At 56.3% G+C, this 20,851-nt stretch carries 29 protein-coding genes and 1 tRNA gene; 20 read left to right on the top strand and 10 right to left on the bottom strand.

What is annotated here, in order from left to right:
• The first annotated feature begins 220 nt into the window (after positions 1 to 220).
• The 9 genes from thrS to F7R06_RS13510 all read left to right on the top strand — a co-directional run bounded on the left by thrS (position 221) and on the right by F7R06_RS13510 (position 7,677).
• Positions 221 to 2,143 carry a threonine--tRNA ligase gene (gene thrS, locus F7R06_RS13550; protein WP_090318841.1) on the top strand — a complete coding sequence of 641 codons (1,923 nt, stop codon included), beginning with the start codon at positions 221 to 223 and terminating at the stop codon, positions 2,141 to 2,143.
• Positions 2,143 to 2,694, top strand: coding sequence for a translation initiation factor IF-3 (infC, locus tag F7R06_RS13545; RefSeq protein ID WP_172435341.1), 552 nt, complete (start codon positions 2,143 to 2,145; stop codon positions 2,692 to 2,694). The genes thrS and infC overlap by 1 nt, the downstream gene beginning before the upstream one ends.
• A gap of 60 nt (positions 2,695 to 2,754) precedes the next feature.
• The gene (gene rpmI, locus F7R06_RS13540; protein ID WP_002553160.1) at positions 2,755 to 2,949 is read left to right on the top strand and encodes a 50S ribosomal protein L35; all 195 of its coding nucleotides are present in this window, start codon (positions 2,755 to 2,757) and stop codon (positions 2,947 to 2,949) included.
• Between the two features lie 28 nt (positions 2,950 to 2,977).
• Positions 2,978 to 3,334 (top strand): 50S ribosomal protein L20, encoded by a 357-nt coding sequence (gene rplT, locus F7R06_RS13535; protein ID WP_007905879.1) that lies wholly within the window; start codon positions 2,978 to 2,980, stop codon positions 3,332 to 3,334.
• A gap of 109 nt (positions 3,335 to 3,443) precedes the next feature.
• On the top strand, positions 3,444 to 4,460 hold the full coding sequence (pheS, locus tag F7R06_RS13530) for a phenylalanine--tRNA ligase subunit alpha (RefSeq protein WP_090318844.1): 1,017 nt from the start codon (positions 3,444 to 3,446) through the stop codon (positions 4,458 to 4,460).
• A 26-nt stretch (positions 4,461 to 4,486) separates the two neighbouring features.
• A complete protein-coding gene (gene pheT, locus F7R06_RS13525) occupies positions 4,487 to 6,868 on the top strand; it encodes a phenylalanine--tRNA ligase subunit beta (RefSeq protein WP_090318847.1) in 2,382 nt (793 codons plus the stop codon).
• A gap of 3 nt (positions 6,869 to 6,871) precedes the next feature.
• Entirely contained in the window at positions 6,872 to 7,174 is a 303-nt protein-coding gene (gene ihfA / locus F7R06_RS13520) for an integration host factor subunit alpha (protein WP_002553164.1), read from the top strand.
• A complete protein-coding gene (locus F7R06_RS13515; protein WP_003179985.1) occupies positions 7,155 to 7,511 on the top strand; it encodes a MerR family transcriptional regulator in 357 nt (118 codons plus the stop codon). Before ihfA ends, F7R06_RS13515 begins: the two co-directional genes overlap by 20 nt.
• Before the next feature lie 89 nt (positions 7,512 to 7,600).
• A tRNA-Pro gene (locus F7R06_RS13510) sits at positions 7,601 to 7,677 on the top strand.
• An 89-nt stretch (positions 7,678 to 7,766) separates the two neighbouring features.
• On the opposite strand, the gene F7R06_RS13505 is transcribed toward F7R06_RS13510, so the two are convergent.
• The 5 genes from F7R06_RS13505 to F7R06_RS13485 form a co-directional block, all read right to left on the bottom strand.
• Positions 7,767 to 8,879, bottom strand: a complete 1,113-nt coding sequence (locus tag F7R06_RS13505) for a tyrosine-type recombinase/integrase (RefSeq protein ID WP_090318850.1) — start codon at positions 8,877 to 8,879, stop codon at positions 7,767 to 7,769.
• Complete coding sequence (locus F7R06_RS13500; RefSeq protein ID WP_090318852.1) at positions 8,879 to 9,091, bottom strand: hypothetical protein; 213 nt, start codon at positions 9,089 to 9,091, stop codon at positions 8,879 to 8,881. The genes F7R06_RS13505 and F7R06_RS13500 overlap by 1 nt, the downstream gene beginning before the upstream one ends.
• A 44-nt stretch (positions 9,092 to 9,135) precedes the next feature.
• A complete protein-coding gene (locus F7R06_RS13495) occupies positions 9,136 to 9,783 on the bottom strand; it encodes a DUF1281 family ferredoxin-like fold protein (RefSeq protein WP_090318855.1) in 648 nt (215 codons plus the stop codon).
• A gap of 239 nt (positions 9,784 to 10,022) precedes the next feature.
• On the bottom strand, positions 10,023 to 10,379 hold the full coding sequence (locus F7R06_RS13490) for a hypothetical protein (protein ID WP_090318858.1): 357 nt from the start codon (positions 10,377 to 10,379) through the stop codon (positions 10,023 to 10,025).
• Positions 10,376 to 10,702: a hypothetical protein gene (locus tag F7R06_RS13485; protein WP_425415217.1), complete on the bottom strand. Its 327-nt coding sequence runs from the start codon at positions 10,700 to 10,702 to the stop codon at positions 10,376 to 10,378. Before F7R06_RS13485 ends, F7R06_RS13490 begins: the two co-directional genes overlap by 4 nt.
• A gap of 172 nt (positions 10,703 to 10,874) precedes the next feature.
• Here F7R06_RS13485 and F7R06_RS13480 point away from each other — a divergent pair, with 172 nt between their 5' ends.
• The 3 genes from F7R06_RS13480 (at position 10,875) to F7R06_RS13470 (ending at position 12,974) form a co-directional block, all read left to right on the top strand.
• On the top strand, positions 10,875 to 11,276 hold the full coding sequence (locus F7R06_RS13480) for a hypothetical protein (RefSeq protein ID WP_139204764.1): 402 nt from the start codon (positions 10,875 to 10,877) through the stop codon (positions 11,274 to 11,276).
• Between the two features lie 42 nt (positions 11,277 to 11,318).
• Complete coding sequence (locus F7R06_RS13475; RefSeq protein WP_090318867.1) at positions 11,319 to 12,224, top strand: HNH endonuclease; 906 nt, start codon at positions 11,319 to 11,321, stop codon at positions 12,222 to 12,224.
• A 264-nt stretch (positions 12,225 to 12,488) separates the two neighbouring features.
• Entirely contained in the window at positions 12,489 to 12,974 is a 486-nt protein-coding gene (locus tag F7R06_RS13470; RefSeq protein ID WP_090318870.1) for a DUF6030 family protein, read from the top strand.
• 357 nt (positions 12,975 to 13,331) lie between these two features.
• Here F7R06_RS13470 and F7R06_RS13460 read toward each other — a convergent pair whose 3' ends face one another.
• From F7R06_RS13460 to F7R06_RS13445, 4 genes are all read right to left on the bottom strand, one after another.
• A complete protein-coding gene (locus F7R06_RS13460) occupies positions 13,332 to 13,661 on the bottom strand; it encodes a hypothetical protein (protein ID WP_090318876.1) in 330 nt (109 codons plus the stop codon).
• An 81-nt stretch (positions 13,662 to 13,742) separates the two neighbouring features.
• Positions 13,743 to 14,057 carry a hypothetical protein gene (locus tag F7R06_RS13455; RefSeq protein ID WP_090318879.1) on the bottom strand — a complete coding sequence of 105 codons (315 nt, stop codon included), beginning with the start codon at positions 14,055 to 14,057 and terminating at the stop codon, positions 13,743 to 13,745.
• Entirely contained in the window at positions 14,054 to 14,332 is a 279-nt protein-coding gene (locus tag F7R06_RS13450) for a hypothetical protein (protein WP_245706675.1), read from the bottom strand. The genes F7R06_RS13455 and F7R06_RS13450 overlap by 4 nt, the downstream gene beginning before the upstream one ends.
• A gap of 492 nt (positions 14,333 to 14,824) precedes the next feature.
• On the bottom strand, positions 14,825 to 15,604 hold the full coding sequence (locus F7R06_RS13445; protein WP_090318882.1) for a hypothetical protein: 780 nt from the start codon (positions 15,602 to 15,604) through the stop codon (positions 14,825 to 14,827).
• A gap of 487 nt (positions 15,605 to 16,091) precedes the next feature.
• On the opposite strand from F7R06_RS13445, the gene F7R06_RS13440 reads away from it, so the two are divergent.
• Entirely contained in the window at positions 16,092 to 16,409 is a 318-nt protein-coding gene (locus F7R06_RS13440; protein WP_090318885.1) for a DUF1654 domain-containing protein, read from the top strand.
• Between the two features lie 51 nt (positions 16,410 to 16,460).
• On the opposite strand, the gene F7R06_RS13435 is transcribed toward F7R06_RS13440, so the two are convergent.
• The gene (locus F7R06_RS13435) at positions 16,461 to 17,309 is read right to left on the bottom strand and encodes a S24 family peptidase (protein ID WP_090327248.1); all 849 of its coding nucleotides are present in this window, start codon (positions 17,307 to 17,309) and stop codon (positions 16,461 to 16,463) included.
• A gap of 111 nt (positions 17,310 to 17,420) precedes the next feature.
• On the opposite strand from F7R06_RS13435, the gene F7R06_RS13430 reads away from it, so the two are divergent.
• From F7R06_RS13430 to F7R06_RS13400, 7 genes are all read left to right on the top strand, one after another.
• The gene (locus F7R06_RS13430) at positions 17,421 to 17,657 is read left to right on the top strand and encodes a helix-turn-helix domain-containing protein (RefSeq protein ID WP_090318888.1); all 237 of its coding nucleotides are present in this window, start codon (positions 17,421 to 17,423) and stop codon (positions 17,655 to 17,657) included.
• Positions 17,658 to 17,730: 73 nt separating this feature from the next.
• Positions 17,731 to 18,153, top strand: coding sequence for a phage regulatory CII family protein (locus F7R06_RS13425; protein WP_090318891.1), 423 nt, complete (start codon positions 17,731 to 17,733; stop codon positions 18,151 to 18,153).
• Positions 18,154 to 18,220: 67 nt separating this feature from the next.
• Positions 18,221 to 18,925 (top strand): phage antirepressor KilAC domain-containing protein, encoded by a 705-nt coding sequence (locus F7R06_RS13420; protein ID WP_090318894.1) that lies wholly within the window; start codon positions 18,221 to 18,223, stop codon positions 18,923 to 18,925.
• On the top strand, positions 18,925 to 19,674 hold the full coding sequence (locus F7R06_RS13415) for a DnaT-like ssDNA-binding domain-containing protein (protein ID WP_090318897.1): 750 nt from the start codon (positions 18,925 to 18,927) through the stop codon (positions 19,672 to 19,674). Before F7R06_RS13420 ends, F7R06_RS13415 begins: the two co-directional genes overlap by 1 nt.
• Entirely contained in the window at positions 19,671 to 20,354 is a 684-nt protein-coding gene (locus tag F7R06_RS13410; protein WP_090318901.1) for a replication protein P, read from the top strand. The genes F7R06_RS13415 and F7R06_RS13410 overlap by 4 nt, the downstream gene beginning before the upstream one ends.
• Entirely contained in the window at positions 20,347 to 20,556 is a 210-nt protein-coding gene (locus F7R06_RS13405; protein WP_090318903.1) for a hypothetical protein, read from the top strand. Before F7R06_RS13410 ends, F7R06_RS13405 begins: the two co-directional genes overlap by 8 nt.
• Positions 20,547 to 20,849, top strand: a complete 303-nt coding sequence (locus tag F7R06_RS13400; RefSeq protein WP_090318906.1) for a nuclease domain-containing protein — start codon at positions 20,547 to 20,549, stop codon at positions 20,847 to 20,849. The genes F7R06_RS13405 and F7R06_RS13400 overlap by 10 nt, the downstream gene beginning before the upstream one ends.
• Positions 20,850 to 20,851 lie beyond the last annotated feature (2 nt).

Below are 20,851 nucleotides of genomic sequence, written 5' to 3'. Positions count from 1 at the left end.
GTTTGCAGGCTCCGGTTGACCTTCAGTCCCGGTCGCGGCAGATGCGCGAATAACTCTGATTTGAATCCCAGTCACTCTGGTTCGGTTTCCCGGTTGGCCGCAAGGCTCCTGCCGCTGTAAGGCAGGCGTTCGTCATTGAATGGCCTGGATCGGATCTTGTACTGGCTCATCCCAACCCACGTGACCTTTGGTAGGGGTCACCACTAGGAGAGGAGGCGCCATGCCAACTATTACTCTTCCCGACGGCAGTCAACGTTCATTCGATCATCCGGTCTCCATCGCCGAGGTCGCCGCCTCCATTGGTGCGGGCCTGGCCAAAGCTACAGTGGCTGGCAAGGTCAATGGCAAGCTGGCTGATGCCAGCGATATCATCGACAGCGACGCCACGCTGCAAATCATTACGCCAAAGGATGAAGAGGGGCTGGAGATCATTCGCCACTCTTGCGCCCACCTGGTTGGCCATGCGGTCAAGCAGTTGTACCCGACGGCCAAAATGGTCATCGGCCCGGTCATTGACGAAGGTTTCTATTACGACATCGCCTTCGAGCGTCCTTTTACTCCGGACGACCTGGCCGCCATCGAACAGCGCATGCAACAGCTGATCGAAAAAGATTACGACGTCATCAAGAAAGTCACTCCGCGCGCCGAAGTGATCGAAGTGTTCAAGGCTCGCGGTGAAGACTACAAACTGCGCCTGGTCGAGGACATGCCGAACGAGCAGGCGATGGGTCTGTACTATCACGAAGAATACGTCGACATGTGCCGCGGTCCGCATGTGCCGAATACCCGCTTCCTGAAATCCTTCAAGCTGACCAAGTTGTCCGGCGCCTACTGGCGTGGCGATGCCAAGAACGAGCAATTGCAGCGCGTCTACGGCACCGCCTGGGCTGACAAGAAGCAGCTGGCGGCATACATCCAACGCATCGAAGAAGCTGAAAAGCGTGATCACCGCAAGATCGGCAAGCGCCTGGGCCTGTTCCACACTCAGGAAGAGTCGCCGGGCATGGTGTTCTGGCACCCGAATGGCTGGACGTTGTACCAGGTGCTCGAGCAGTACATGCGCAAGGTTCAGCGTGACAACGGTTACCTGGAGATCAAGACTCCCCAGGTCGTTGACCGTAGCCTGTGGGAAAAGTCCGGGCACTGGGCCAACTACGCCGACAACATGTTCACCACGCAGTCGGAAAACCGCGACTACGCCATCAAGCCGATGAATTGCCCTTGCCACGTGCAGGTGTTCAACCAGGGCCTGAAGAGCTACCGCGAATTGCCAATGCGCTTGGCCGAATTCGGTGCCTGCCACCGTAATGAGCCATCGGGTGCCTTGCACGGCATCATGCGCGTTCGTGCGTTCACTCAGGACGATGCCCACATCTTCTGCACCGAAGAGCAGATGCAGGCCGAATCCGCAGCGTTTATCAAGCTGACCATGGACGTGTACGCTGACTTCGGCTTCAAAGACGTCGAGATGAAGCTGTCCACTCGTCCGGAAAAACGAGTTGGCTCCGACGAACTGTGGGATCGCGCAGAAGCCGCATTGGCCGCAGCCCTTGATAGCGCGGGCCTGCCGTACGATCTGCAGCCAGGCGAAGGGGCGTTCTACGGTCCGAAGATTGAGTTCTCGCTGAAAGATTGCCTGGGCCGTGTCTGGCAGTGTGGTACCCTGCAGCTCGATTTTAACCTGCCTGTCCGTTTGGGCGCCGAATTCGTCTCCGAAGACAACAGCCGCAAGCATCCTGTGATGTTGCATCGGGCGATCCTGGGTTCCTTCGAGCGTTTCGTCGGAATTTTGATCGAGCACTACGAGGGTGCATTCCCTGCGTGGCTGGCTCCGACCCAGGCAGTGATTATGAATATCACTGATAAACAGGCGGATTTTGCTGCTCAGGTCGAAAAAACTCTCAACGAAAGCGGGTTTCGTGCCAAGTCTGACTTGAGAAATGAAAAGATCGGCTTTAAAATCCGCGAGCATACCTTGCTCAAGGTTCCCTATCTCTTGGTTATCGGAGATCGGGAAGTCGAGATGCAGACTGTCGCTGTGCGTACTCGCGAAGGTGCTGACCTGGGCTCAATGCCCGTCGCCCAGTTTGCTGAGTTCCTCGCGCAAGCGGTTTCCCGGCGTGGTCGCCAAGATTCGGAGTAATTATTATTAAGCGTGAAATGAGACAAGATAAACGAGCTGCACCGAAGGCCCCGATCAACGAGAATATCTCGGCACGCGAGGTTCGGTTAATTGGGGCTGAAGGCGAGCAGCTTGGGATTGTGTCAATTGAAGACGCGCTTCTTAAGGCTGAAGAGGCCAAACTGGATCTGGTGGAAATTTCCGCCGATGCAGTACCCCCTGTTTGCAAACTGATGGACTACGGCAAATCGATCTTCGAAAAGAAGAAGCAGATTGCTGCTGCCAAGAAAAACCAGAAGCAGATTCAGGTTAAAGAAATCAAGTTTCGTCCAGGGACGGAGGAAGGGGATTACCAGGTAAAACTGCGCAACCTGGTACGTTTCCTGAGTGACGGGGACAGGGCCAAGGTATCCTTGCGATTCCGCGGCCGTGAGATGGCCCACCAGGAGCTGGGGATGGAACTCCTCAAGCGAGTTGAAGGTGACTTGCTCGAGTACGGTTCGGTCGAACAGCATCCTAAGATGGAAGGACGCCAGCTGATCATGGTCATCGCCCCGAAAAAGAAGAAGTAATCAACAGGGCACGGCAGGCCTTCTGATTATGTTTATCAACTGAATGCGGAGTATCCGAACATGCCAAAAATGAAGACCAAAAGTGGTGCTGCTAAGCGGTTTCTGAAAACTGCTAACGGTATCAAGCACAAGCACGCTTTCAAGAGCCACATCCTGACCAAAATGTCGACCAAGCGTAAGCGTCAACTGCGCGGTAGCAGCTTGCTGCATCCGTCTGACGTGGCAAAAGTCGAGCGCATGCTGCGCCTTCGTTAATTTTAGTCAAGAATAGAGGAAGTAACTCATGGCTCGTGTAAAGCGTGGCGTCATTGCCCGTAAACGTCACAAAAAAATTCTGAAACTTGCTAAAGGCTACTACGGCGCTCGCTCGCGCGTATTCCGTGTTGCCAAGCAAGCGGTAATCAAGGCAGGCCAATACGCCTACCGTGACCGTCGTCAGAAAAAACGTCAGTTCCGCGCTCTGTGGATCGCTCGTATCAACGCTGGTGCACGTATCAACGGTCTGTCCTACAGCCGTTTCATCGCCGGCCTGAAAAAAGCGTCCATCGAGATCGACCGTAAGGTTCTGGCTGATCTGGCAGTGAACGAAAAAGCGGCGTTTGCTGCGATTGTCGAGAAAGCTAAAGCCACCTTGGCTTAAGTACCCCCGACAGTCACCCGGTCTCACCTCTGTGAGGCCAGGTGTTAAACGTCATAAATAGGGGAAGAGCCTTCAAGCTCTTCCCCTATTTTGTATCTGGAGTCTGTACATGGAAAACCTGGATGCGCTCGTCTCGCAAGCTCTAGAGGCTGTGCAAAGCGCTGAAGATATCAATGCCCTGGAGCAAATCCGGGTTCACTACCTTGGCAAAAAGGGTGAATTGACTCAGGTGATGAAGACCCTGGGGAATTTGCCGGCAGAAGAGCGTCCGCAAGTCGGTGCGCTGATCAACGTTGCCAAGGAGCGTGTCACAGACGTTCTCAATGCGCGCAAGGCATTGTTTGAAGAGGCCGATCTGGCCGCCAAACTCGCTGCCGAGTCCATTGACGTCACACTGCCTGGCCGTGGTCAGACCTCAGGTGGTCTGCATCCGGTCACCCGTACTCTTGAACGCATCGAGCAGTTCTTCACTCACATCGGTTATGGCATTGCCGAAGGTCCTGAGGTCGAAGACGACTACCACAACTTCGAAGCGCTCAACATCCCAGGCCATCACCCGGCCCGGTCGATGCATGACACCTTCTATTTCAATGCCAACATGTTGCTGCGCACCCATACCTCGCCGGTACAGGTCCGCACCATGGAGTCGAAACAGCCGCCAATCCGCATCGTCTGCCCAGGCCGTGTGTATCGTAGCGACTCGGATATCACCCACTCGCCGATGTTCCACCAGGTCGAAGGCCTGCTGGTCGATCGCGACATCAATTTCGCCGACCTCAAAGGCACCATCGAAGAGTTCCTGCGGGTGTTCTTCGAAAAAGAACTGGCTGTGCGTTTCCGCCCTTCGTACTTCCCCTTCACCGAGCCATCCGCAGAAGTCGACATGGAATGCGTGATGTGCAGCGGTAAAGGCTGCCGCGTGTGCAAGCAGACCGGCTGGCTGGAAGTGATGGGCTGCGGCATGGTTCATCCGAACGTGCTGCGCATGTCCGGGATCGACCCGGAAGAGTTCTCGGGCTTTGCCTTCGGCATGGGCGTTGAGCGTCTGGCCATGCTGCGTTACGGCGTGAACGACTTGCGCCTGTTCTTCGACAACGACTTGCGGTTCCTCGCGCAATTTCGCTAGTCGTAACGAATTCTTAGGAGAGCAGGATGAAATTCAGTGAACAATGGCTGCGTGGCTGGGTAAGCCCGCAGGTAAGTCGCGATGAGCTGGTTGCTCGTCTGTCGATGGCCGGTCTTGAGGTCGATAGCGTTACGCCGGCCGCCGGTGTATTCAGCGGTGTCATCGTGGGCGAGGTGCTGAGCACCGAACAGCACCCGGACGCCGACAAGTTGCGTGTTTGCCAGGTCAGCAATGGTTCGGAGACCTTCCAGGTTGTTTGTGGTGCGCCAAACGTTCGCCCCGGCCTGAAGATCCCGTTCGCCACCATTGGTGCCGAGCTGCCGGGTGATTTCAAAATCAAGAAGGCCAAGCTGCGTGGCGTTGAATCCAACGGCATGCTGTGCTCCCAGGCCGAACTGCAAGTCGGTGAAGGCAACGACGGCTTGATGGAATTACCTGCCGATGCGCCTGTAGGTCAGGACATTCGTGAGTACCTGAACCTGGACGACGCCAGCATCGAGGTTGACCTGACCCCGAACCGTGGCGACTGCCTGTCCCTGGCGGGCCTTGCTCGTGAAGTCGGCGCGCTGTACGCCACTCCGGTCACTCGTCCCGTGGTAGCCACCGTTCCCGCCGTGCACGATGAAGTGCGCTCGGTTGAAGTGTTGGCTCCGGCTGCTTGCCCGCGTTACCTGGGTCGTGTAATCCGTAACGTCGACCTGTCCATGCCGACGCCGCTGTGGATGGTTGAACGCCTGCGTCGTTCCGAAGTGCGCAGCATCGACGCCGCTGTCGATATCACCAACTATGTGATGCTGGAGCTGGGCCAACCGCTGCACGCCTTCGATCTTGCCGAGATCAACGGTGGCATCCGCGTGCGGATGGCTGAAGAAGGTGAAAAGCTGGTTCTACTCGACGGTCAGGAAGTTAGCCTGCGTAGCGATACGCTGGTGATTGCCGACCACACTCGCGCACTTGCAATTGCCGGTGTCATGGGCGGGGAGCACAGCGGCGTCAACACCGCGACCACTCGCGACATATTCCTGGAAAGCGCCTTCTTCGATCAAATCGCTGTCGCTGGCAAGGCCCGTTCCTATGGCCTGCACACCGACGCATCGCACCGCTACGAGCGTGGCGTGGACTGGCAACTTGCCCGTGAAGCCATGGAGCGCGCCACTGGCCTGCTGCTGGAAATCACCGGCGGCGAAGCGGGTCCGATCATCGAAACCGTCAGCGAGCAGCACCTGCCGTCGATCGCGCCGGTGACCCTGCGTACCCAGCGCATCACCCAGATGCTGGGCATGGAAATGGATTCGGCCGAAGTCGAGCGTCTGCTCAGCGCTTTGGGCCTGGGCATTACCGCCGACGGAGCAGGGCAGTGGCGCGTGGAAGTGCCGAGCCACCGCTTCGACATCAGTCTGGAAGTCGACCTGATCGAAGAGCTGGCTCGTTTGTACGGCTACAACCGCTTGCCGGTTCGTTACCCGCAAGCGCGTCTGGCGCCGCAAGCCAAGGCTGAAGCGCGTAGCGATCTGCCTGAACTGCGCCGCCTGCTGGTAGCCCGTGGTTATCAGGAAGCGATCACCTACAGCTTCATCGATCCGAAACAGTTCGAGTTGTTTAATCCGGGTGTTGAACCGCTGTTGCTGGCTAACCCGATTTCGAACGACATGGCCGCCATGCGCTCGTCCTTGTGGCCTGGTCTGGTCAAGGCGCTGCAGCACAACCTGAACCGTCAGCAAGACCGTGTGCGTCTGTTCGAAAGCGGTCTGCGCTTCGTCGGTCAGCTGGAAGGGCTGAAGCAAGAGCCAATGCTGGCGGGCGTGGTTTGCGGTAGTCGTCTGCCTGAAGGCTGGGCGCAAGGTCGCGACACCGTGGACTTCTTCGACGTCAAGGCTGACGTGGAGGCGGTGTTGGGCTTTGCCGGTGCACTGGATGCTTTCACGTTCGTGCCGGGCAAGCATCCAGCATTGCACCCGGGTCAAACCGCGCGTGTCGAGCGAGAGGGGCGTCTGGTCGGTTTTGTCGGCGCGATCCACCCTGAATTGTCGAAAACGCTGGGGCTGGACCGTCCCGTATTCGTTTTCGAACTGGTTCTGGCAGAAGTCGCGGCGGGCAAAATGCCTAAATTCCAGGAGTTATCGCGCTTTCCTGAAGTGCGTCGTGACCTGGCATTGATTGCGGACAAAGGGGTTGCAGCCACGGCTGTGCTGGACGTAATCCGTGAAAATGCAGGCGAATGGCTGACAGACCTCAGGCTATTTGACGTGTATCAGGGTAAAGGCATTGATCCTGATAGAAAAAGCCTCGCAGTTGGCTTGACCTGGCAGCATCCATCGCGCACTCTTAATGACGATGAGGTGAATTCTGCGACTCAAAACATCCTCACCTCGCTCGAACAAAGGTTGAACGCCACGTTAAGGAAGTGACGTATGGGGGCTTTGACGAAAGCTGAGATGGCGGAACGTCTGTATGAAGAGCTGGGCCTGAACAAGCGGGAAGCCAAGGAATTGGTTGAACTGTTTTTCGAGGAGATCAGGCACGCTCTTGAAGACAACGAGCAAGTCAAATTGTCCGGTTTCGGCAATTTCGACCTTCGGGACAAACGTCAGCGGCCTGGCCGCAATCCGAAAACGGGAGAAGAAATCCCGATCACGGCTCGCCGTGTGGTCACCTTTCGTCCAGGGCAGAAATTGAAGGCCCGAGTTGAGGCTTATGCTGGAACCAAGTCATAACGACGAGCTACCCGTCATCCCAGGCAAACGCTACTTCACCATTGGTGAAGTTAGCGAGTTGTGTGCGGTAAAACCGCACGTACTGCGCTATTGGGAGCAGGAGTTTCCTCAACTCAACCCCGTCAAACGCCGCGGAAACCGCCGGTATTATCAGCGCCAGGACGTGCTGATGATCCGGCAGATCCGCGCACTTCTTTACGATCAAGGTTTCACTATCGGCGGTGCGCGTCTGCGTTTGTCCGGTGATGAGGCCAAAGATGACACAACCCAGTACAAACAAATGATTCGTCAAATGATTGCTGAGCTGGAAGATGTTCTGGTGGTCCTTAAGAAATAAATTCCTGCGTTTAAATACTTTCAGTTTTCAAACGCTTGCGATATATTCTTTAGCGTTCTTCGAGATGAAGAACAGGTTTCACGCCTAGTCGGGGCGTAGCGCAGTCCGGTAGCGCACTAGCATGGGGTGCTAGGGGTCGAGTGTTCGAATCACTCCGTCCCGACCATATTTACTGAGTAAAATCAGGCGCTTAAGCCGATCTACTAGATCGGCTTTTTTGTGTCTGCGCAAAACCCGCGCAAAACTGGCGCAAAACTACCCGGTGATTTCGCTGATATTCAGGTCCGGAATTGCCTCGGACCAGATGACTTCCTCGTGATCGCGCTGGTAGTTTTTGGTCATGCCCTCGCTCGCATGACCTGCAATTTTCTGCCCGTCCTTTCCGGCTTTCTTGTACAGGTGCAGTGACAGCGCTCGCACTTCGTGGAAGCCCGGCATCTCTTCTTCCTTCCATCCCGCGTAGCAGTTCGCCGCCTCCCTGGCTTCCTTGAATGCACGCGTCAAATACCGTTCCTCAACCTTCGTCCAGTGGTCCTTGGTCTGAGCCTGTTTCTGTTTCCGGCGCTCTGGCTTTCGATGCACCAGGTAAGGTGATGCTGTGTCGTCACGGCATCGGCTGATGACCGCCTGTAACTCTGACGTCACTCGAAACCGAATCCACGCCGCGTCACTGGCCTTTGCGGTTTTCTTCTGCACCAGATAGAGAAACCCCTCACGCACCCCGTCGAATCGCATGTCGAGGATATCGGTGCGGCGCTGGGCGGTGATCAGGGCCAGGTCGATTGCGTTCTGCAGCCAGGCCGGTGCTTTCTCTCTGATGGCTTTCAGGCCTTCAACGGTGTGGCGCTTGCGCTGCTTCTTCTCGATGCGATTGATCGTGCTGGCGGCCGGGTTGTCCGGGCACAGTCCTTTGGCTGCGGCATGGTTGAAAATGTCGACCAGCAGCGCCCGGCATTGGTTGGCCGTACGCGGGGTTAGGGCGTCCAGCATCTCTGCGATCATGCGGATCGTGATCTGGTCCACGGCCTTGCCTTCGAACTGCTTGCGAAAGCGACGGAAGTGCACGGCGTACAAGCCCAGGGTGCCCTTGGCCAGTTCACGCGGCGGCAGGACGTCGCGCTCGTAAGTGTCGAGGAAGCCGGCGAACGATTCTGAGGGGTTGTTCATTACGGCGCCGACCAGGTCGGCACCTCGCATGAATTCAAGGTTCAGCTGCTTCGCGGCATCAATCGCTTTGAGGCGGTCGGCTCCGAACGGAAACCACTTCCCGTCGGTAGGCCGCCGGTAGCGATAGGTCGAGCGCCGTGCATCGAAGTACAGGTTCTGCGGCAGTCCCTTGTTCCCAGGGTTGCGCGGCCGTGGCACCATCATGCGGCTCCTTTCAATACCATCGCGACCAGATCGTTGCCATTCGAGCGGCTGAATGCGGCCCAGTCAACGTACCAGAGTTTGCCGATCTGCTCGCCGGGTACCATTCCGTTCCGGATGTGGTTGCGGATTGCCTGTGGGCATTGCGGGGTGCCGCCTTCGCCCCAGCGCCGGCGCTGAAACTCGCTGATCTTGATCAGTTCTTTTTTCATAGGATGCTCCATGCCGCGCGTGGCGGCAGAAGGTGGGAGTGGGGTTATTCGTCTTCTTCGTCTTCTGGCCAACCCTTTAAGTCGCGCGCCCAGGCCGTCCACTGCTGCTGATCCTGCTCGCGCATTTCGTCCCAGCTACCGGCAACCTCAAAAGACACGGTCTCTCCGGCCTTGAGCCTCACCGTCCCGCAGTTGCTGCCGAGGTCTTCGTCGGCATACCGGACCGTTATCTCGTCATCTGGATACCGCTTTGAAAGTTCTTTAAGGAGTGGCATGGGGCACGACCATGCGGTGTCGAATGAAATCTCGCCGGCATCAAGGTCAATGACCTGGTCATAGGCGTTCCACTTCGTCCCCCATACGTCTCTGGCGTGGTCCAAAGTGTGGAAGTGTCCGCAAGATCTCTTGTTGCGCAGCATTTGGATGAACTGCTCGAAGCACTCATCGCTCAGTTGCATCACGTTGGCTTCTGCGCGGTTTCGCCTTTCAAGGCCGGCGATCAGCGGGTGATTGTTGAGCGGCTGGGCGGTGATTGCCTGCGCTGCGGTCTCGGCCTGTCCGCTGATTCCATCCCAAGGGAACTGCCCCGCAAATGGAAAGATGGTGTTGAAATCGATCTTGCCGCTTTCATTGATCAGCGACTTCAGGACGTGGGCAGGCGCTTGCACCTTGTTGGTCACATGGTTTGGCATGGCAATAGTTATCCTCGCCCGCCGTTCACCGGCAGGCTGTGAGTTGTAGATTTTGAGTTGCTGTCGGAAGGGAGGTATCAGGGAATAGCTGATTTACGAGTGAGGCTGGATCGAATAAGGTTCAGCAGTTCGCCCTGCCAGCTGTTTCAGAGAAATGCTGAGTGGCCGCAACTGGTCAGGGTGGGCTCTTTAGCGCGGCCCCTTGTAGCAGTACACGTAGGCGAACCAGGCGAGGGCGATCATGGGGTCACCTCACCGACAGGCAACAGTTCGCCGGCGAGCTCGGCCGCCAATCCAACCGGCCACCAGTAGCGCGGTCGCTGGTAATCCGGATAGGACTCCTCACGAATCACCAGCCCTTTCCGTCGAAGCGCTTTGAAGATGCTCAGTACGGATGGGGCTGCGATCCCGAGGCGGTGCCCAACCTGATAGGTCAGGCCACCCATGCCGAACACGCATGCCTGATCACCCAAGGCCAGCTTCTCGCAGTCCTTCTGGTGCAGGTACGGTTGGGTGTCCCGATAGAGGTACGCATTTTTCCGACCGACCTTGCAGAGCTCATCGAGGACGGCTTGCTGTTTTGCTGTCAGCTTCATGGCGTCACCTCGCGGCGCGCCCACCAGCAGACCGGGCCATTGTCAGTGTCGTGGATCGCCAGGCAGAACCAGCCGTGGCCTTCTGGGCGGTCTGGCTCCCAGTAACTGCAATCCGAATCACCCGCTTCGAAGTAGCGGTCAGATATCGTTTGGTCGCTGTGGTATTCGAGCTCGACCATTTTCACCTGCAGCCCCTGATCAGCGACCCAGGCTTTGCATTTTTCCTCATCGCCCTCATCAAAATCAGGCATATCCGGGTGTTGGAACATGCCGTCCTCGTCGCGCACGACGGGCGCTGGCTGAATCAGCTTTATCGTTTCCATGGGCAATACCTGTCCTTGCCGCTATAGCGGCTGACTTTGAAGGGGGAGGGGTTTTCTTTTCTCGGGATTATGCGAAGCTCCGGCTCGTTGCCAGCATCAGGCCAAACCGGTTACAAAAATTGAATAATGCAAAGCTTCTTGAATTTCCAATCTAATGGATGAGGGTGTTCTTATGATCAAAACCGTATCGAAGGTATTAGCTGTTGGTGCGTTGTGCCTTGGTGTTGCTGCTTGTTCTACTATTGACGGGCTTCAACCCACTGATAGTGGGGTGACCGTTGAAGTACGAAATAAAACCTACAACGAGGTGTGGAAGTCCTCTGTGAGTGCTATGAGTTCAGGCTTGGCCATCGTTGAAATAAACAAAAGCGCTGGCGTCATTAAATCCGAAGCACCTGCCGGAATGGCCACTTGGGGGGAGGTCATCGGTTTGTTTGTCACTCCTGTCTCGCAGTCCGCAGATAGTTACTCGATTCGAATTGTCAGCAAGAAGCGTTCGACGTATCAAATCACCGGTCAGGACTGGGCGCCATCAATTGCCGCCCGAATTCAGGCTGATTTAGATTCGGAGTGATTCTCCATAATGCTTTGTACGAAGGTCGCTCATGGAGGCTAAATGGAATTTTATTGGGTAAATGTTAACGGCACCCACAAGGAGGTCCTGGAAGGAAATTTCCTTTGGGCTCCGCTTAGCTCCCCACAGAGCAATGGCAAGAAGAGGACCTTGGTTCATTGGAACAATGTCGGAGCAGTGAAAAAGGGCGACGTCATCTTTTGCTGTAAAGACAAACAGATATACGCGATCGCTGTAGCAACCGCGGATGCCTTCGCCGCCGAGAGACCGACTAACCGCTCATTCAATACTTGGAGCGAGAGCGCCAACGGGCACCGCGTCGATATTGATCTTACACAACTGGACCGGCCAATACTGCGCGATGAGATAGCCGTAGCGTTCATGGATCAATTTGATAGTCAGACCAGCCCATCTCTGTTCACCAAGGATGGCACCTTAACTCAGATCTACATGGCGCACCTCCCTGCCCGCGCTGGCGTCTTCTTGCTAGAAGCAAGCGGTCAATTGGCAGATTTTGACAACCTGCTGATTACTAAGGGGGCGTCTGGTAAGAAGGTCGATAAGACCACACGAGAATCAATCGTGCAGTCGAGGGTGGGTCAGGGGCAATTTCGAGCGTCGCTTCTAAACATCTGGCAAGGGCGCTGCGCTTTAACGGGTATTGAAAACCAGGATTTACTTGTCGCTTCACATATCGAAGCGTGGTGCCTGGCGGACAATGTGGCAAGACTCGATCCTGATAATGGCCTCCTTCTTGCTGCTCATGTTGATCGACTGTTTGATCGAGGTCTAATCTCGTTCGCAGACGACGGGTCACTATTAGTGAGCAGCAGGCTGAGTCAGCACGATCGAGCGGCATTCGGTCTTGATCAGTTTTCCGGGATTGCCAAGTTATCCGTTGGCAACCAAAAATATTTACTGAAACACCGCACAGAGTTTGGATTTTAGAGTTCTCGATAGATCTTAATCCTGCGTTTGCTCAGCTGCGTACGGGCTATTCAGATGGCAATCAGCGCGTATCGGAATACAGGCACGTCTGGGAGCTTTTTTTCATGAGCCGGCTGAATCATCGGATTTGAGTCGCTTCCGTTGTTGCAGAACAGAACGTGCATGGTTTTTTCCAGTCACGCACCGGACTCGCCGGCTGGCGTGATTCGTTGAAGTGGGGTATTTGTGTTCGGCCCGGCATGGAGCCGGATCAAGGAGTTGTAAATGTGGAAGCTGGCTATTGCCCCGATTTTGTTGCTTGTCTCGGTGAGCTGTTTTGCCGAACTGACGGTGACTAGCCCATCACAGGCATGTTCGTTGCTGACGAGCTCATCCCTGCCGGGCGGCACGTGGCGGGACCAAGAGGACGGAACATGGGGTTGCTCAAGTGATTACCTAGAAATTGGGTCTGGCTCACCACCCAACAATCTCGCGTACTACGTAGACGGAGGTGTCGTTTCGCCGGTCCAGGTCAAGCTTGTACTAAATTACAACAAACCAAAATCCAGAGATGCTGCAACAAAGGCGTTACTCTGGGCATCGAACGCCCTCTCGGAAAAAGCATTGGGCGTCAAGCTTCCAGCCTCCATATCCAAAGCTATCACTTCAGGTCAGCCGGCAACATCAGACGCCGGTTCCGGCGTGATCGATGTTCTCCGTGAAGATTGGCCAAATGGGAAAGGCTACGAAGTGCACGTCGTCATGAGATAGGCGCCGCCCTCGATGACCGGATGCGACTTTGGGTGGTGTTTATGATTTCGGTGAGCTATTACTGATATCTAGCAAGGACCGGCTTTTAGAGGGGGCTCGTATGCTGGAGCTGCTGGAAGACGTGATTGGGATAAGCAGAAAGGGTCTTATCTGCCACCCATATAAATTCAAGATGGGGTCAAAAAAAGGGCAATACATCTACACTTTTAACTCCGAGGACAGAATTTTTCACGAGGCCAGTGAAGCAGGTCTTAGAGTGCTGATTGAAAATGGGCAGTTCAATGAGAGTGGCGGCATATTCATGGTGCCCGCAGGAAGCAAAAACATAGATCGCCGCAGTGTACTGAGCGTGCTTCGCTACAAAGGTGAACTACTTCCTATCCGATCAATACCTGCCCTAGCGAACTCTTCAAGCTGACGCGACCACTTTTCCTTCACGACTATTTCAGGTCGCGACATTGAGGCGAAGCGGGCTGACTTTTCGGCCGGAGCGGCGGCCAGGTTGATCAGGAACGTCGACACTGTCTCTTGCCACTCCTCGAAGTCGTGACGCTCGCCCAGCGCCTGCAGCGCATTAGCGAGAGCTTTCGACACAATCAGCGTTCGCTTCTCGGCGCCGATCCGGTCCAGCAAAGCTTTCTCCTTGGCGCGCTTGTCCTTCTGCAGCTCCGCATTGCTTTTGGCCATGGCCTATCTCTTCAATTCCGTGGGCTGGTAGATCCAGCCATGTCTGTCGTCGGCGCTGGCGCACCTGGTTGCTGATGCGTCTCACGGTGGCCCCGGGAACAGGATGTTGTTCTCGCGGGCGATGAGCCTGGCGCGTTTGGTTTCCATGCCCATGGCCTTGGCCGCTTCGATGACGGTGTGTCCGGCTTCGGCCAGTTCCCGTAACCGCGGCGCCTGCTTGTTGCGCTCGATGCGCAGCTTGTTGCTGTGGGAGGTGCCGAACATCGCGTCTTTTTCACCGGTGACGCCGGGGGCAACTTCTTGCACCTTGCGGCCGGCGCCGAAGAACTGATCCATCTGCTGGTTCAGGTTCGCGATGATCGAGTCTCGCGGGTTGGGCATTGGTGTACCGATCACTGCGCACCTCCAGGGAGTCGGCTGGCCTTTTCCTCGAGATGAATGGCGTAGTTGACGGCGGCGGCGTGCTCGAAGCGAAAGCCCCGGGTTTTGCCGGTGACCAAGTCGACGATGTGGTATGCCTTCGGCCCGACGTTCTTCACCTGAAAGCGCACGGCCTTTTCGGGTTTTGGCAGGTTGGCGAGCCGGGCGAAGTCTTCGCGAGCGGCCTGGGTGCGAATCAACAGCACGCCGAGGACGTCCCGGCGTTGTTGCAGCAGTGGGTGCATTTGCATGGCTGATGCCTCGGTGTGGGTTGCGTGTATTCGTCAGCACTCGGGCCTCCTGCTGGTTGCCGTTGGGCGCAGGGGAGAGTGCTGACGGATATAGGCGGGGGCAAAAGAAAGGCCCGTTGGACGTTCGGGCCTTTCACAGATGCAGCGATTTTTTGGCTTTGGTCTATTTCATGGCGGTCATCCTCTGATTCGCGCCGTTGGCATCTTGGCGGGCGCTCGCCGTTATCTGGTGTTGCCTGCGGGGGGGCGCATTGCGCGGAGCAGAATCGTCCGCATCGGAGAGTGATCGAAACGCCAGGGCGCTACCCCTGCGTGGTTCCCGCCGCGTTTCTGGTATTGGCCGGCAGATCCGGCTCAGGAGATTTACGGGGCTTTGCGATCCTAGCGCTGCAGCCCGCTTGGGCACGCTTCGATCACTCTCCGATGCGGCCTGGTGCTGGGGAGTACCAGGTGCTCGGGCAGTTATCGTCAGGCTGACGTGGCGCTGGTTGTTCAGTCATCGAACCCGTAAGAGAATTCGCCTTCCTCACAGTCGATCAGCAGAACGGCTTCGCCAAAGTAAAGCGAAGCCAGGATGCGCTCCCATTTCGAGCGGATATTCATTTTGATCGAGACCTTCTTGTCATCGAGCTGGGCGCTATACACCTTCCCGAATTCGACTTTCGGTCTCCAGCGGTCGCCGGTTTCGCGCTCGCCTTCAACCATCACATGAAGGTTGTGCTTAAGGCTGTAGTCGCTGCGGCGCTCATTGCTAAAGCTGTAACGATTCCCGCCTTCTGGCTGCGGGTCGAAGTAGATGTGATAGAACTTGTGGGAATGGCTGTCGTCCTCGGTGATACGGATTTCCGGGGCGCTCCATCGCTCGTCCGCAGCCTCTTCTTTGTGTTCATCAATGAATGCTTCGAGCAAATCTTTCAGCGAGATCTCACCCGTGAGCAGACCTTCGCCGGTCAAAACCTCAGTGATGGAGGCATCGGCCTGCTTCATGATTGCCGACTCCATACCCGCTGCCTCCCAGCGCTCCCGCAAAGCATTGGCGATCAGTGCGTTGTAGCGCTGAAGCTCAAACATGTCGGTGACATTGGCCGGAAAGGCTTCCTTCACGGCAGTTTTTATTGATTCGCCGATCGTGCCGTAAGATCTGAAAGCATCTTCGACGACGCTTTTGAACATTTTGTCGATGCCCTCATCGATTAGCTCGCGAGGGCGATCAGATAGGGCGTAGGTGCTTACACGTTCGGCCAGCAGTTGCTGAAGTGTTTGTTCGCTCATTTGGTGCTCCGTGCATGTCTGGTTGTCATCCCGCTGCACCCTGTCGCCAAGGTGCAGCAGTGATGCTGTCTGTCCTATTGCCGCCGGAGGGGCGGGGCGCATTGCTTGCCGGGTCATTCACACGGTTCTGGCGTTTCACCATCGAGCAGCCGTCCAGGTTGTTCCTGTCGTTGGCAGGCTTTCGGGCCTGTCTGCTCGCCGGTCGCCGGTAGAGGCAATGCGGTCTGTTGTGTTTCGTTTGTTGCGCTGACTGTTAAAGAGCTACGAGCTGGTTTGCTCTGGCGCCCTGTTCGCTGGCGTTGAGATAAATTTAGCCACAGGCTAAAGATCAGTCAATAGCTCATAGCTAAATAATTTAGCTTTGGGTAAATGTCATGGGCATGTGGAGGTTGTGAAAGGTAATTCGCCGCCGGTCTTTACGCGGGCATTAGCATCAAGCTAATATTCTGAAAGGCTGTACATGCATACAGTAATCAAGGAGTAACTGATGGCAAGCCCGCAGAAGAAAAAACCGCAAGAGTCAAAGCCAATGTCTGGCGTGGAGCGCCTGACTCTTAGAATTTCGAGCATGATCAATCACCCAATTGCCCAGGATCGGAAGTGGGCGACGATCCATAGGCTCGACACCGATGGGGACAGGGAATGGGAGGAGGTTATGGGCGCGCTCGCCGATGTGGATAGCATCGAGATGACCTTCAACGACGACGATTCAGTTACGCTCCGATGGGAAGCTCCGGCGGATGAAGACCCGCGCGTAGAGGCTCATGAAGAGTTCGATGCGGTGGAAGAGCTAGCGCCTTTCTGACGGGCACAAAAAAGCCCGCTGTAGTAGCGGGCTTTGACTTGCTTCGAACGGTCAGGCTTTTCTGGCGTTCCAGATCAGCAGCACCTTCGCATGAATGGTTACGTCATCGATCCTGGCTGTCTGGTTTTCATAGTGCGGGTTATCAGAAATCAGCCGGTAATGTTCTTCGTCGAGGCGCATGATCCGCTTGATATAAAGCTCGTGATGCCAGGTCAAAACGTAGATCCCTTCTCCGATGAAATCCCGTACACCCTTATCAACAATGACCAAATCCTTGTCATTAATGGTGCCTTCCATGCTCTGGCCCCACCCGTTGATCATCCCCAGAGATGTCTTCGACGTGTAGGTGATGCCTTTCTCGCGCAGGATTTCCTCGCGCACCACCAGATTTCGGACAACCTCCGTATATTCAGGCGGCACCTGGCCATGGCCCATAGCGGCTCGAATGTCGTATTGAGGAATGACGATCTCGTCATTGGTGGGGCGTAGGCTTGCGAGGTTCACCGAGAGTTGATGGGGCAGCCCATCGTCAGGCTCTTCGGCAGCGGCGACAATTCGATCTCGCGCCTCAATTGAAAGGCCCTTCACCTTTCCAAGCATTCGCTTTACTTGGTCAGCGGCGGATGAACTTGATTCGGTGGCTGGCGCCGTCGTGATGTCTTTCGGTTCAGGACTTACCGACTCCTCGTCGGTCGGTAGAGAGTCAAACCACCCTCTTGGCAACTTCTCAACCAACTCAATCCGGCGAGCAACGTCATCGCCCAAATTCTTGGCAGTCTTTTCCGAAAGGATTTGGCTCAAGTGCGCAGGCGCCATCCCCCAGCGCTCGGCGCAGGCGCCTTTTTTTTGATCGCCGATCAACTTGATCAATTGGCGCTTGCGAATCGCATAGATATCCATGCGAGCAAGAATGCCATTCTTTAGCTCAATGCTAAATGTGCCCACAGCTAAATATTCCTTGCTCTGATATTAGCCCTAAGCTAAATTTCTCCTACGTTTAGGAGAATCCCTATGAATGACCACTTGCGCGATTGGCTTGCCAACGCAACAGCCGACCGTCGTCAGTTCGTGGCTGAAGCAGCGAAGACCACCGTCGGACACCTTTGGCAGCTTGCTGGCGGTCATCGGAAAGCATCTGCCGAACTTGCCGAGCGTCTTCAAGACGCCTCGGGCGGCGAGATCACCATCGCTGGTTTACGGCCGGACCTCGTCGACCTTGCTCACAAGGTGCTTCGCGGCGCGGCCTGACCGCCTGCCTGTGAGAAACATTTTGCAACGCGTGATGGCACGCAGCCACATAAACAAATTTGAGGTTTTACGGATGCACGACTTTCTGAAGGCCTGCGACAGCGTGGTTGACGAAGCGAACACCAAGAGTCTGGCGACGCTGATGAATATGCCTCCGGTGAGCCTTCTTCAACGTGCCAATGCGAATTACGACGGGGCCTGGTTCAACGTCAAGCATCTGTACGCATTGCTGCTGCAAACGAACGACATGCGTCCATTGGCCGCCCTGGCAGGCGAGTTCGGTTATTCGATCGTGAAGAAGGCCGAGCCGATTCCGCTCGATATTCACGAGGCGCTTGGCCGCGCCACGCTGGAATTTGCTGAGGTCACCGTCGAAACGCACTCGGCGATGGCTGATGGTCGTGTCGACCAGGTAGAGCGCGCCCGAATCTTGAAAGAGATCGCCCACGCCGAAGAAGCGCTGGCGCAATTGAAGGCATCAGTAAAGGTCGCCTGAATCGCAGGCACAAAAAAGCCGGGCTGCAACCCGGCTTCTTCAACAGCAAAACACTTGAGGGACCATTATGAACACGATCGTCGCTCCAAGCAATACGATCACCATGTCGAGCCGGGAGATTGCCGAGCTCACCGGCAAGCAGCACAAGGATGTCATTCGTGACGTCCGGGTGATGTGCAAAGCCCTGACCGATGATGGCGCAGATCTGCGCCATCTCCACGAGATCAAGGACGGGCGGGGTTATACCGCTGAATTTCACCTCGACCGGATCCTGACTGAAACGCTCCTGACTGGGTACAGCATCCCGCTTCGTCATCGTGTCGTGACACGTTTGAGCGAATTGGAAAACGTGTCGCGACAGGTCGTCACGGTTCCACAAACTCTTCCAGAAGCACTTCGCCTGGCTGCCGATCTGGCAGACCAGAACGGCGAGTTGCAGCGTGTCATCTCGAAGCAAGCACCTAAAGTCGCCGCCATCAATCGTCTCGCCGCTGCCGGCGGTGCCATCTGCATTACCGACGCTGCCAAGCAGCTTGGCTTGCAGCCGGCGAGGTTGTTCGCGTGGCTGGAGCAGCACCGATGGATCTTCCGTCGGCACGGCTGCAAGCGTTGGGTTGCCTATCAACCTCGAATCACCTCCGGCCACATGACTCACAAGGTCACGGCGCTCAAGCCAGATCCTGAAACCGGCATCGAGCGCGCAGCCTTCGATCCCATGGTCACCCCGAAAGGCCTGACACGCCTCGCTGAACTTCTGCAGGAGGCCGCGTAATGGCTGGCGACTGGATCAAATTCGAACTCACCACCCTGGACAAGCCTGAGGTTTGCCAGATCGCCGACTTGGCCGACATCGACCCTGATGCAGTCGTCGGTAAGCTGATGCGGGTGTGGGGATGGTTCGACCAACAAACCGAAAACGGTAACGCTCCGAGCGTTAGCAAAAAGTTACTCGATCGTCTGGTTGGCGTTATCGGTTTCTGTGAACACATGAAATCGGTCGCCTGGATGAACGAAGCCGAGGGCATTATCAGTCTGCCGCATTTTGACCGTCACAACGGCAAGACCGCAAAAAACAGGCTTCTCACGGCAAAGCGAGTGGCAAATCACAAGGCCAGTAACGGTAAAAGTAACGCTGCAAGCGTTAGCGGTGCGTTACCTAAAGAAGAGAAAGAGAAGAATAAAGAGCCTCTCTCTGCGCATGAGCCTGTTGATCCTCGGATGCCCAGTGAGATGACCCTCGATTGGCAGCCCGATGCCAAGCTGCTGAAGACCTATGCCACTCATTCTGGCGTGGTTATCACCATGTTCACCGAAGAGGTGCGCCGCGCATTCACCGCTCACTACGAATCCCGCGGGCAGGTGAACACCCAGGCCGAATGGGTACATGTGCTGGTTAAGTGGGTGCTCAGTGACAATGCCCGGGCAGCGGCTTCGAATGTGAAGCAGTTCAAACCGAAGCACGCACCTGCCTCCGATTTCGATGATAGCGATACCGACTGGCCGAACGGGGTGACGTCATGAAGACCGTCTCTGTGATTGCTCAGGACCTTTGGGCCAAAGCCCAGTCCGGTGAATTCATCGCAGCGGGGGATGCAGCTCTGGTAGCGAATGAAGGCCACAGCACGTTGGTGACGGCCATCAACGAGTTGTTCAAGGAACTGCGTTCCATCCGCTCGGCGTGGCGCCAGGCATGGCCGGACAAGGAAACCTATCAGGCTTCGAAGCGCCAATGGTTTCAGGCTTTTCTGGAGGAGGGCATCTGCACTCAGGGCCAGATCGATTTCGGTATGGCCCAAGTGCGCAAGCAGCCCGGTGATTTCATCCCGAGCCCTGGCCAGTTCATCGAGTGGTGCAAACCGACCCCTGAAATGCTTGGTCTGCCCCCGCTCACCGCCGCACACCGGGAAGCATGCCGTAACGCTCACCCAGGCATGGCCGGGCAGGGCAAGTGGTCGCATGACGCTGTGTGGCACACAGCCAAGGAGTGCGGATTCGAAAGCCTGAACAAACTGGACACGTCGCTCAGCCTGAAGCTGTTCGAACGGAACTACACCATCACCATTCGCCGTCTGCTGGCTGGCCTTCCGCTCCAGCCAATGCCCAAAGCGCTGCCAGCACGAACCGTGGTAAAGGCGACGCCGGAAGTTGGCCTGGGCGCACTTGCACAGCTGCGCGTCACGCTGGGAGGTGCCCGTGCCTAACCCATATCTCGCCCCGACCGACCCAGCTGAGTACCGGTATGCCGTGCACAGCTGCGGCTACAAATGGGACCTGGGCTACCAGCCAGACCGCGCTGTCGCTTTGTTTGCTGACTCGGCAGCAGCTCTGCGGTTCGGCCAGTCGATGTGGCCGTCCACCTGCGAAGTCATCGATATCACCACGGGGGAGCGGGTATGCGCGTGACCTCGAAGAAACTCCGCGCTTCGGCCAACGGCCAGGACTGCACCGTCCGCCTGCCAGGCATCTGTAACTACAACCCAGCCACCACCGTGCTCGCGCATTTGCCGTGCGGCCAAAAGGGCATGGGTATGAAGGGCTTCGACACCGTGGCGGTATACGCGTGCAGCGCCTGCCACGACGTCATCGACGGTCGCGGCATCGGCGACATTGATTGGCAGGACATGCCGCGTGCCATCGCCGAAACACATGAGGCCCTGATCCGGGCCGGAATACTCACCGTGAAGGGGGCTGCATGATC

The sequence above is a fragment of the Pseudomonas moorei genome, from assembly GCF_008801475.1.
Taxonomy (GTDB): Bacteria; Pseudomonadota; Gammaproteobacteria; order Pseudomonadales; family Pseudomonadaceae; genus Aquipseudomonas; species Aquipseudomonas moorei.
Note: the sequence above shows the minus strand (reverse complement) of the source record. Positions and strands in the feature narration are given on the sequence as shown.

Coding starts and splice junctions, on each gene's coding strand:
- F7R06_RS13490 (WP_090318858.1), bottom strand. CDS start 10,379: ATGAAGCTGACAGCAAAACAGCAAGCCGTCCTCGATGAGCTCTGCAAG.
- pheT (WP_090318847.1), top strand. CDS start 4,487: ATGAAATTCAGTGAACAATGGCTGCGTGGCTGGGTAAGCCCGCAGGTA.
- F7R06_RS13485 (WP_425415217.1), bottom strand. CDS start 10,702: ATGGAAACGATAAAGCTGATTCAGCCAGCGCCCGTCGTGCGCGACGAG.
- F7R06_RS13440 (WP_090318885.1), top strand. CDS start 16,092: ATGGCAAGCCCGCAGAAGAAAAAACCGCAAGAGTCAAAGCCAATGTCT.
- F7R06_RS13470 (WP_090318870.1), top strand. CDS start 12,489: ATGTGGAAGCTGGCTATTGCCCCGATTTTGTTGCTTGTCTCGGTGAGC.
- F7R06_RS13480 (WP_139204764.1), top strand. CDS start 10,875: ATGATCAAAACCGTATCGAAGGTATTAGCTGTTGGTGCGTTGTGCCTT.
- F7R06_RS13475 (WP_090318867.1), top strand. CDS start 11,319: ATGGAATTTTATTGGGTAAATGTTAACGGCACCCACAAGGAGGTCCTG.
- pheS (WP_090318844.1), top strand. CDS start 3,444: ATGGAAAACCTGGATGCGCTCGTCTCGCAAGCTCTAGAGGCTGTGCAA.
- F7R06_RS13515 (WP_003179985.1), top strand. CDS start 7,155: ATGCTGGAACCAAGTCATAACGACGAGCTACCCGTCATCCCAGGCAAA.
- F7R06_RS13425 (WP_090318891.1), top strand. CDS start 17,731: ATGCACGACTTTCTGAAGGCCTGCGACAGCGTGGTTGACGAAGCGAAC.
- F7R06_RS13505 (WP_090318850.1), bottom strand. CDS start 8,879: ATGGTGCCACGGCCGCGCAACCCTGGGAACAAGGGACTGCCGCAGAAC.
- F7R06_RS13500 (WP_090318852.1), bottom strand. CDS start 9,091: ATGAAAAAAGAACTGATCAAGATCAGCGAGTTTCAGCGCCGGCGCTGG.
- F7R06_RS13400 (WP_090318906.1), top strand. CDS start 20,547: ATGCGCGTGACCTCGAAGAAACTCCGCGCTTCGGCCAACGGCCAGGAC.
- F7R06_RS13445 (WP_090318882.1), bottom strand. CDS start 15,604: ATGAGCGAACAAACACTTCAGCAACTGCTGGCCGAACGTGTAAGCACC.
- F7R06_RS13430 (WP_090318888.1), top strand. CDS start 17,421: ATGAATGACCACTTGCGCGATTGGCTTGCCAACGCAACAGCCGACCGT.
- F7R06_RS13420 (WP_090318894.1), top strand. CDS start 18,221: ATGAACACGATCGTCGCTCCAAGCAATACGATCACCATGTCGAGCCGG.
- thrS (WP_090318841.1), top strand. CDS start 221: ATGCCAACTATTACTCTTCCCGACGGCAGTCAACGTTCATTCGATCAT.
- F7R06_RS13495 (WP_090318855.1), bottom strand. CDS start 9,783: ATGCCAAACCATGTGACCAACAAGGTGCAAGCGCCTGCCCACGTCCTG.
- ihfA (WP_002553164.1), top strand. CDS start 6,872: ATGGGGGCTTTGACGAAAGCTGAGATGGCGGAACGTCTGTATGAAGAG.
- F7R06_RS13415 (WP_090318897.1), top strand. CDS start 18,925: ATGGCTGGCGACTGGATCAAATTCGAACTCACCACCCTGGACAAGCCT.
- rpmI (WP_002553160.1), top strand. CDS start 2,755: ATGCCAAAAATGAAGACCAAAAGTGGTGCTGCTAAGCGGTTTCTGAAA.
- F7R06_RS13450 (WP_245706675.1), bottom strand. CDS start 14,332: ATGCAAATGCACCCACTGCTGCAACAACGCCGGGACGTCCTCGGCGTG.
- F7R06_RS13460 (WP_090318876.1), bottom strand. CDS start 13,661: ATGGCCAAAAGCAATGCGGAGCTGCAGAAGGACAAGCGCGCCAAGGAG.
- F7R06_RS13435 (WP_090327248.1), bottom strand. CDS start 17,309: ATGGATATCTATGCGATTCGCAAGCGCCAATTGATCAAGTTGATCGGC.
- F7R06_RS13410 (WP_090318901.1), top strand. CDS start 19,671: ATGAAGACCGTCTCTGTGATTGCTCAGGACCTTTGGGCCAAAGCCCAG.
- rplT (WP_007905879.1), top strand. CDS start 2,978: ATGGCTCGTGTAAAGCGTGGCGTCATTGCCCGTAAACGTCACAAAAAA.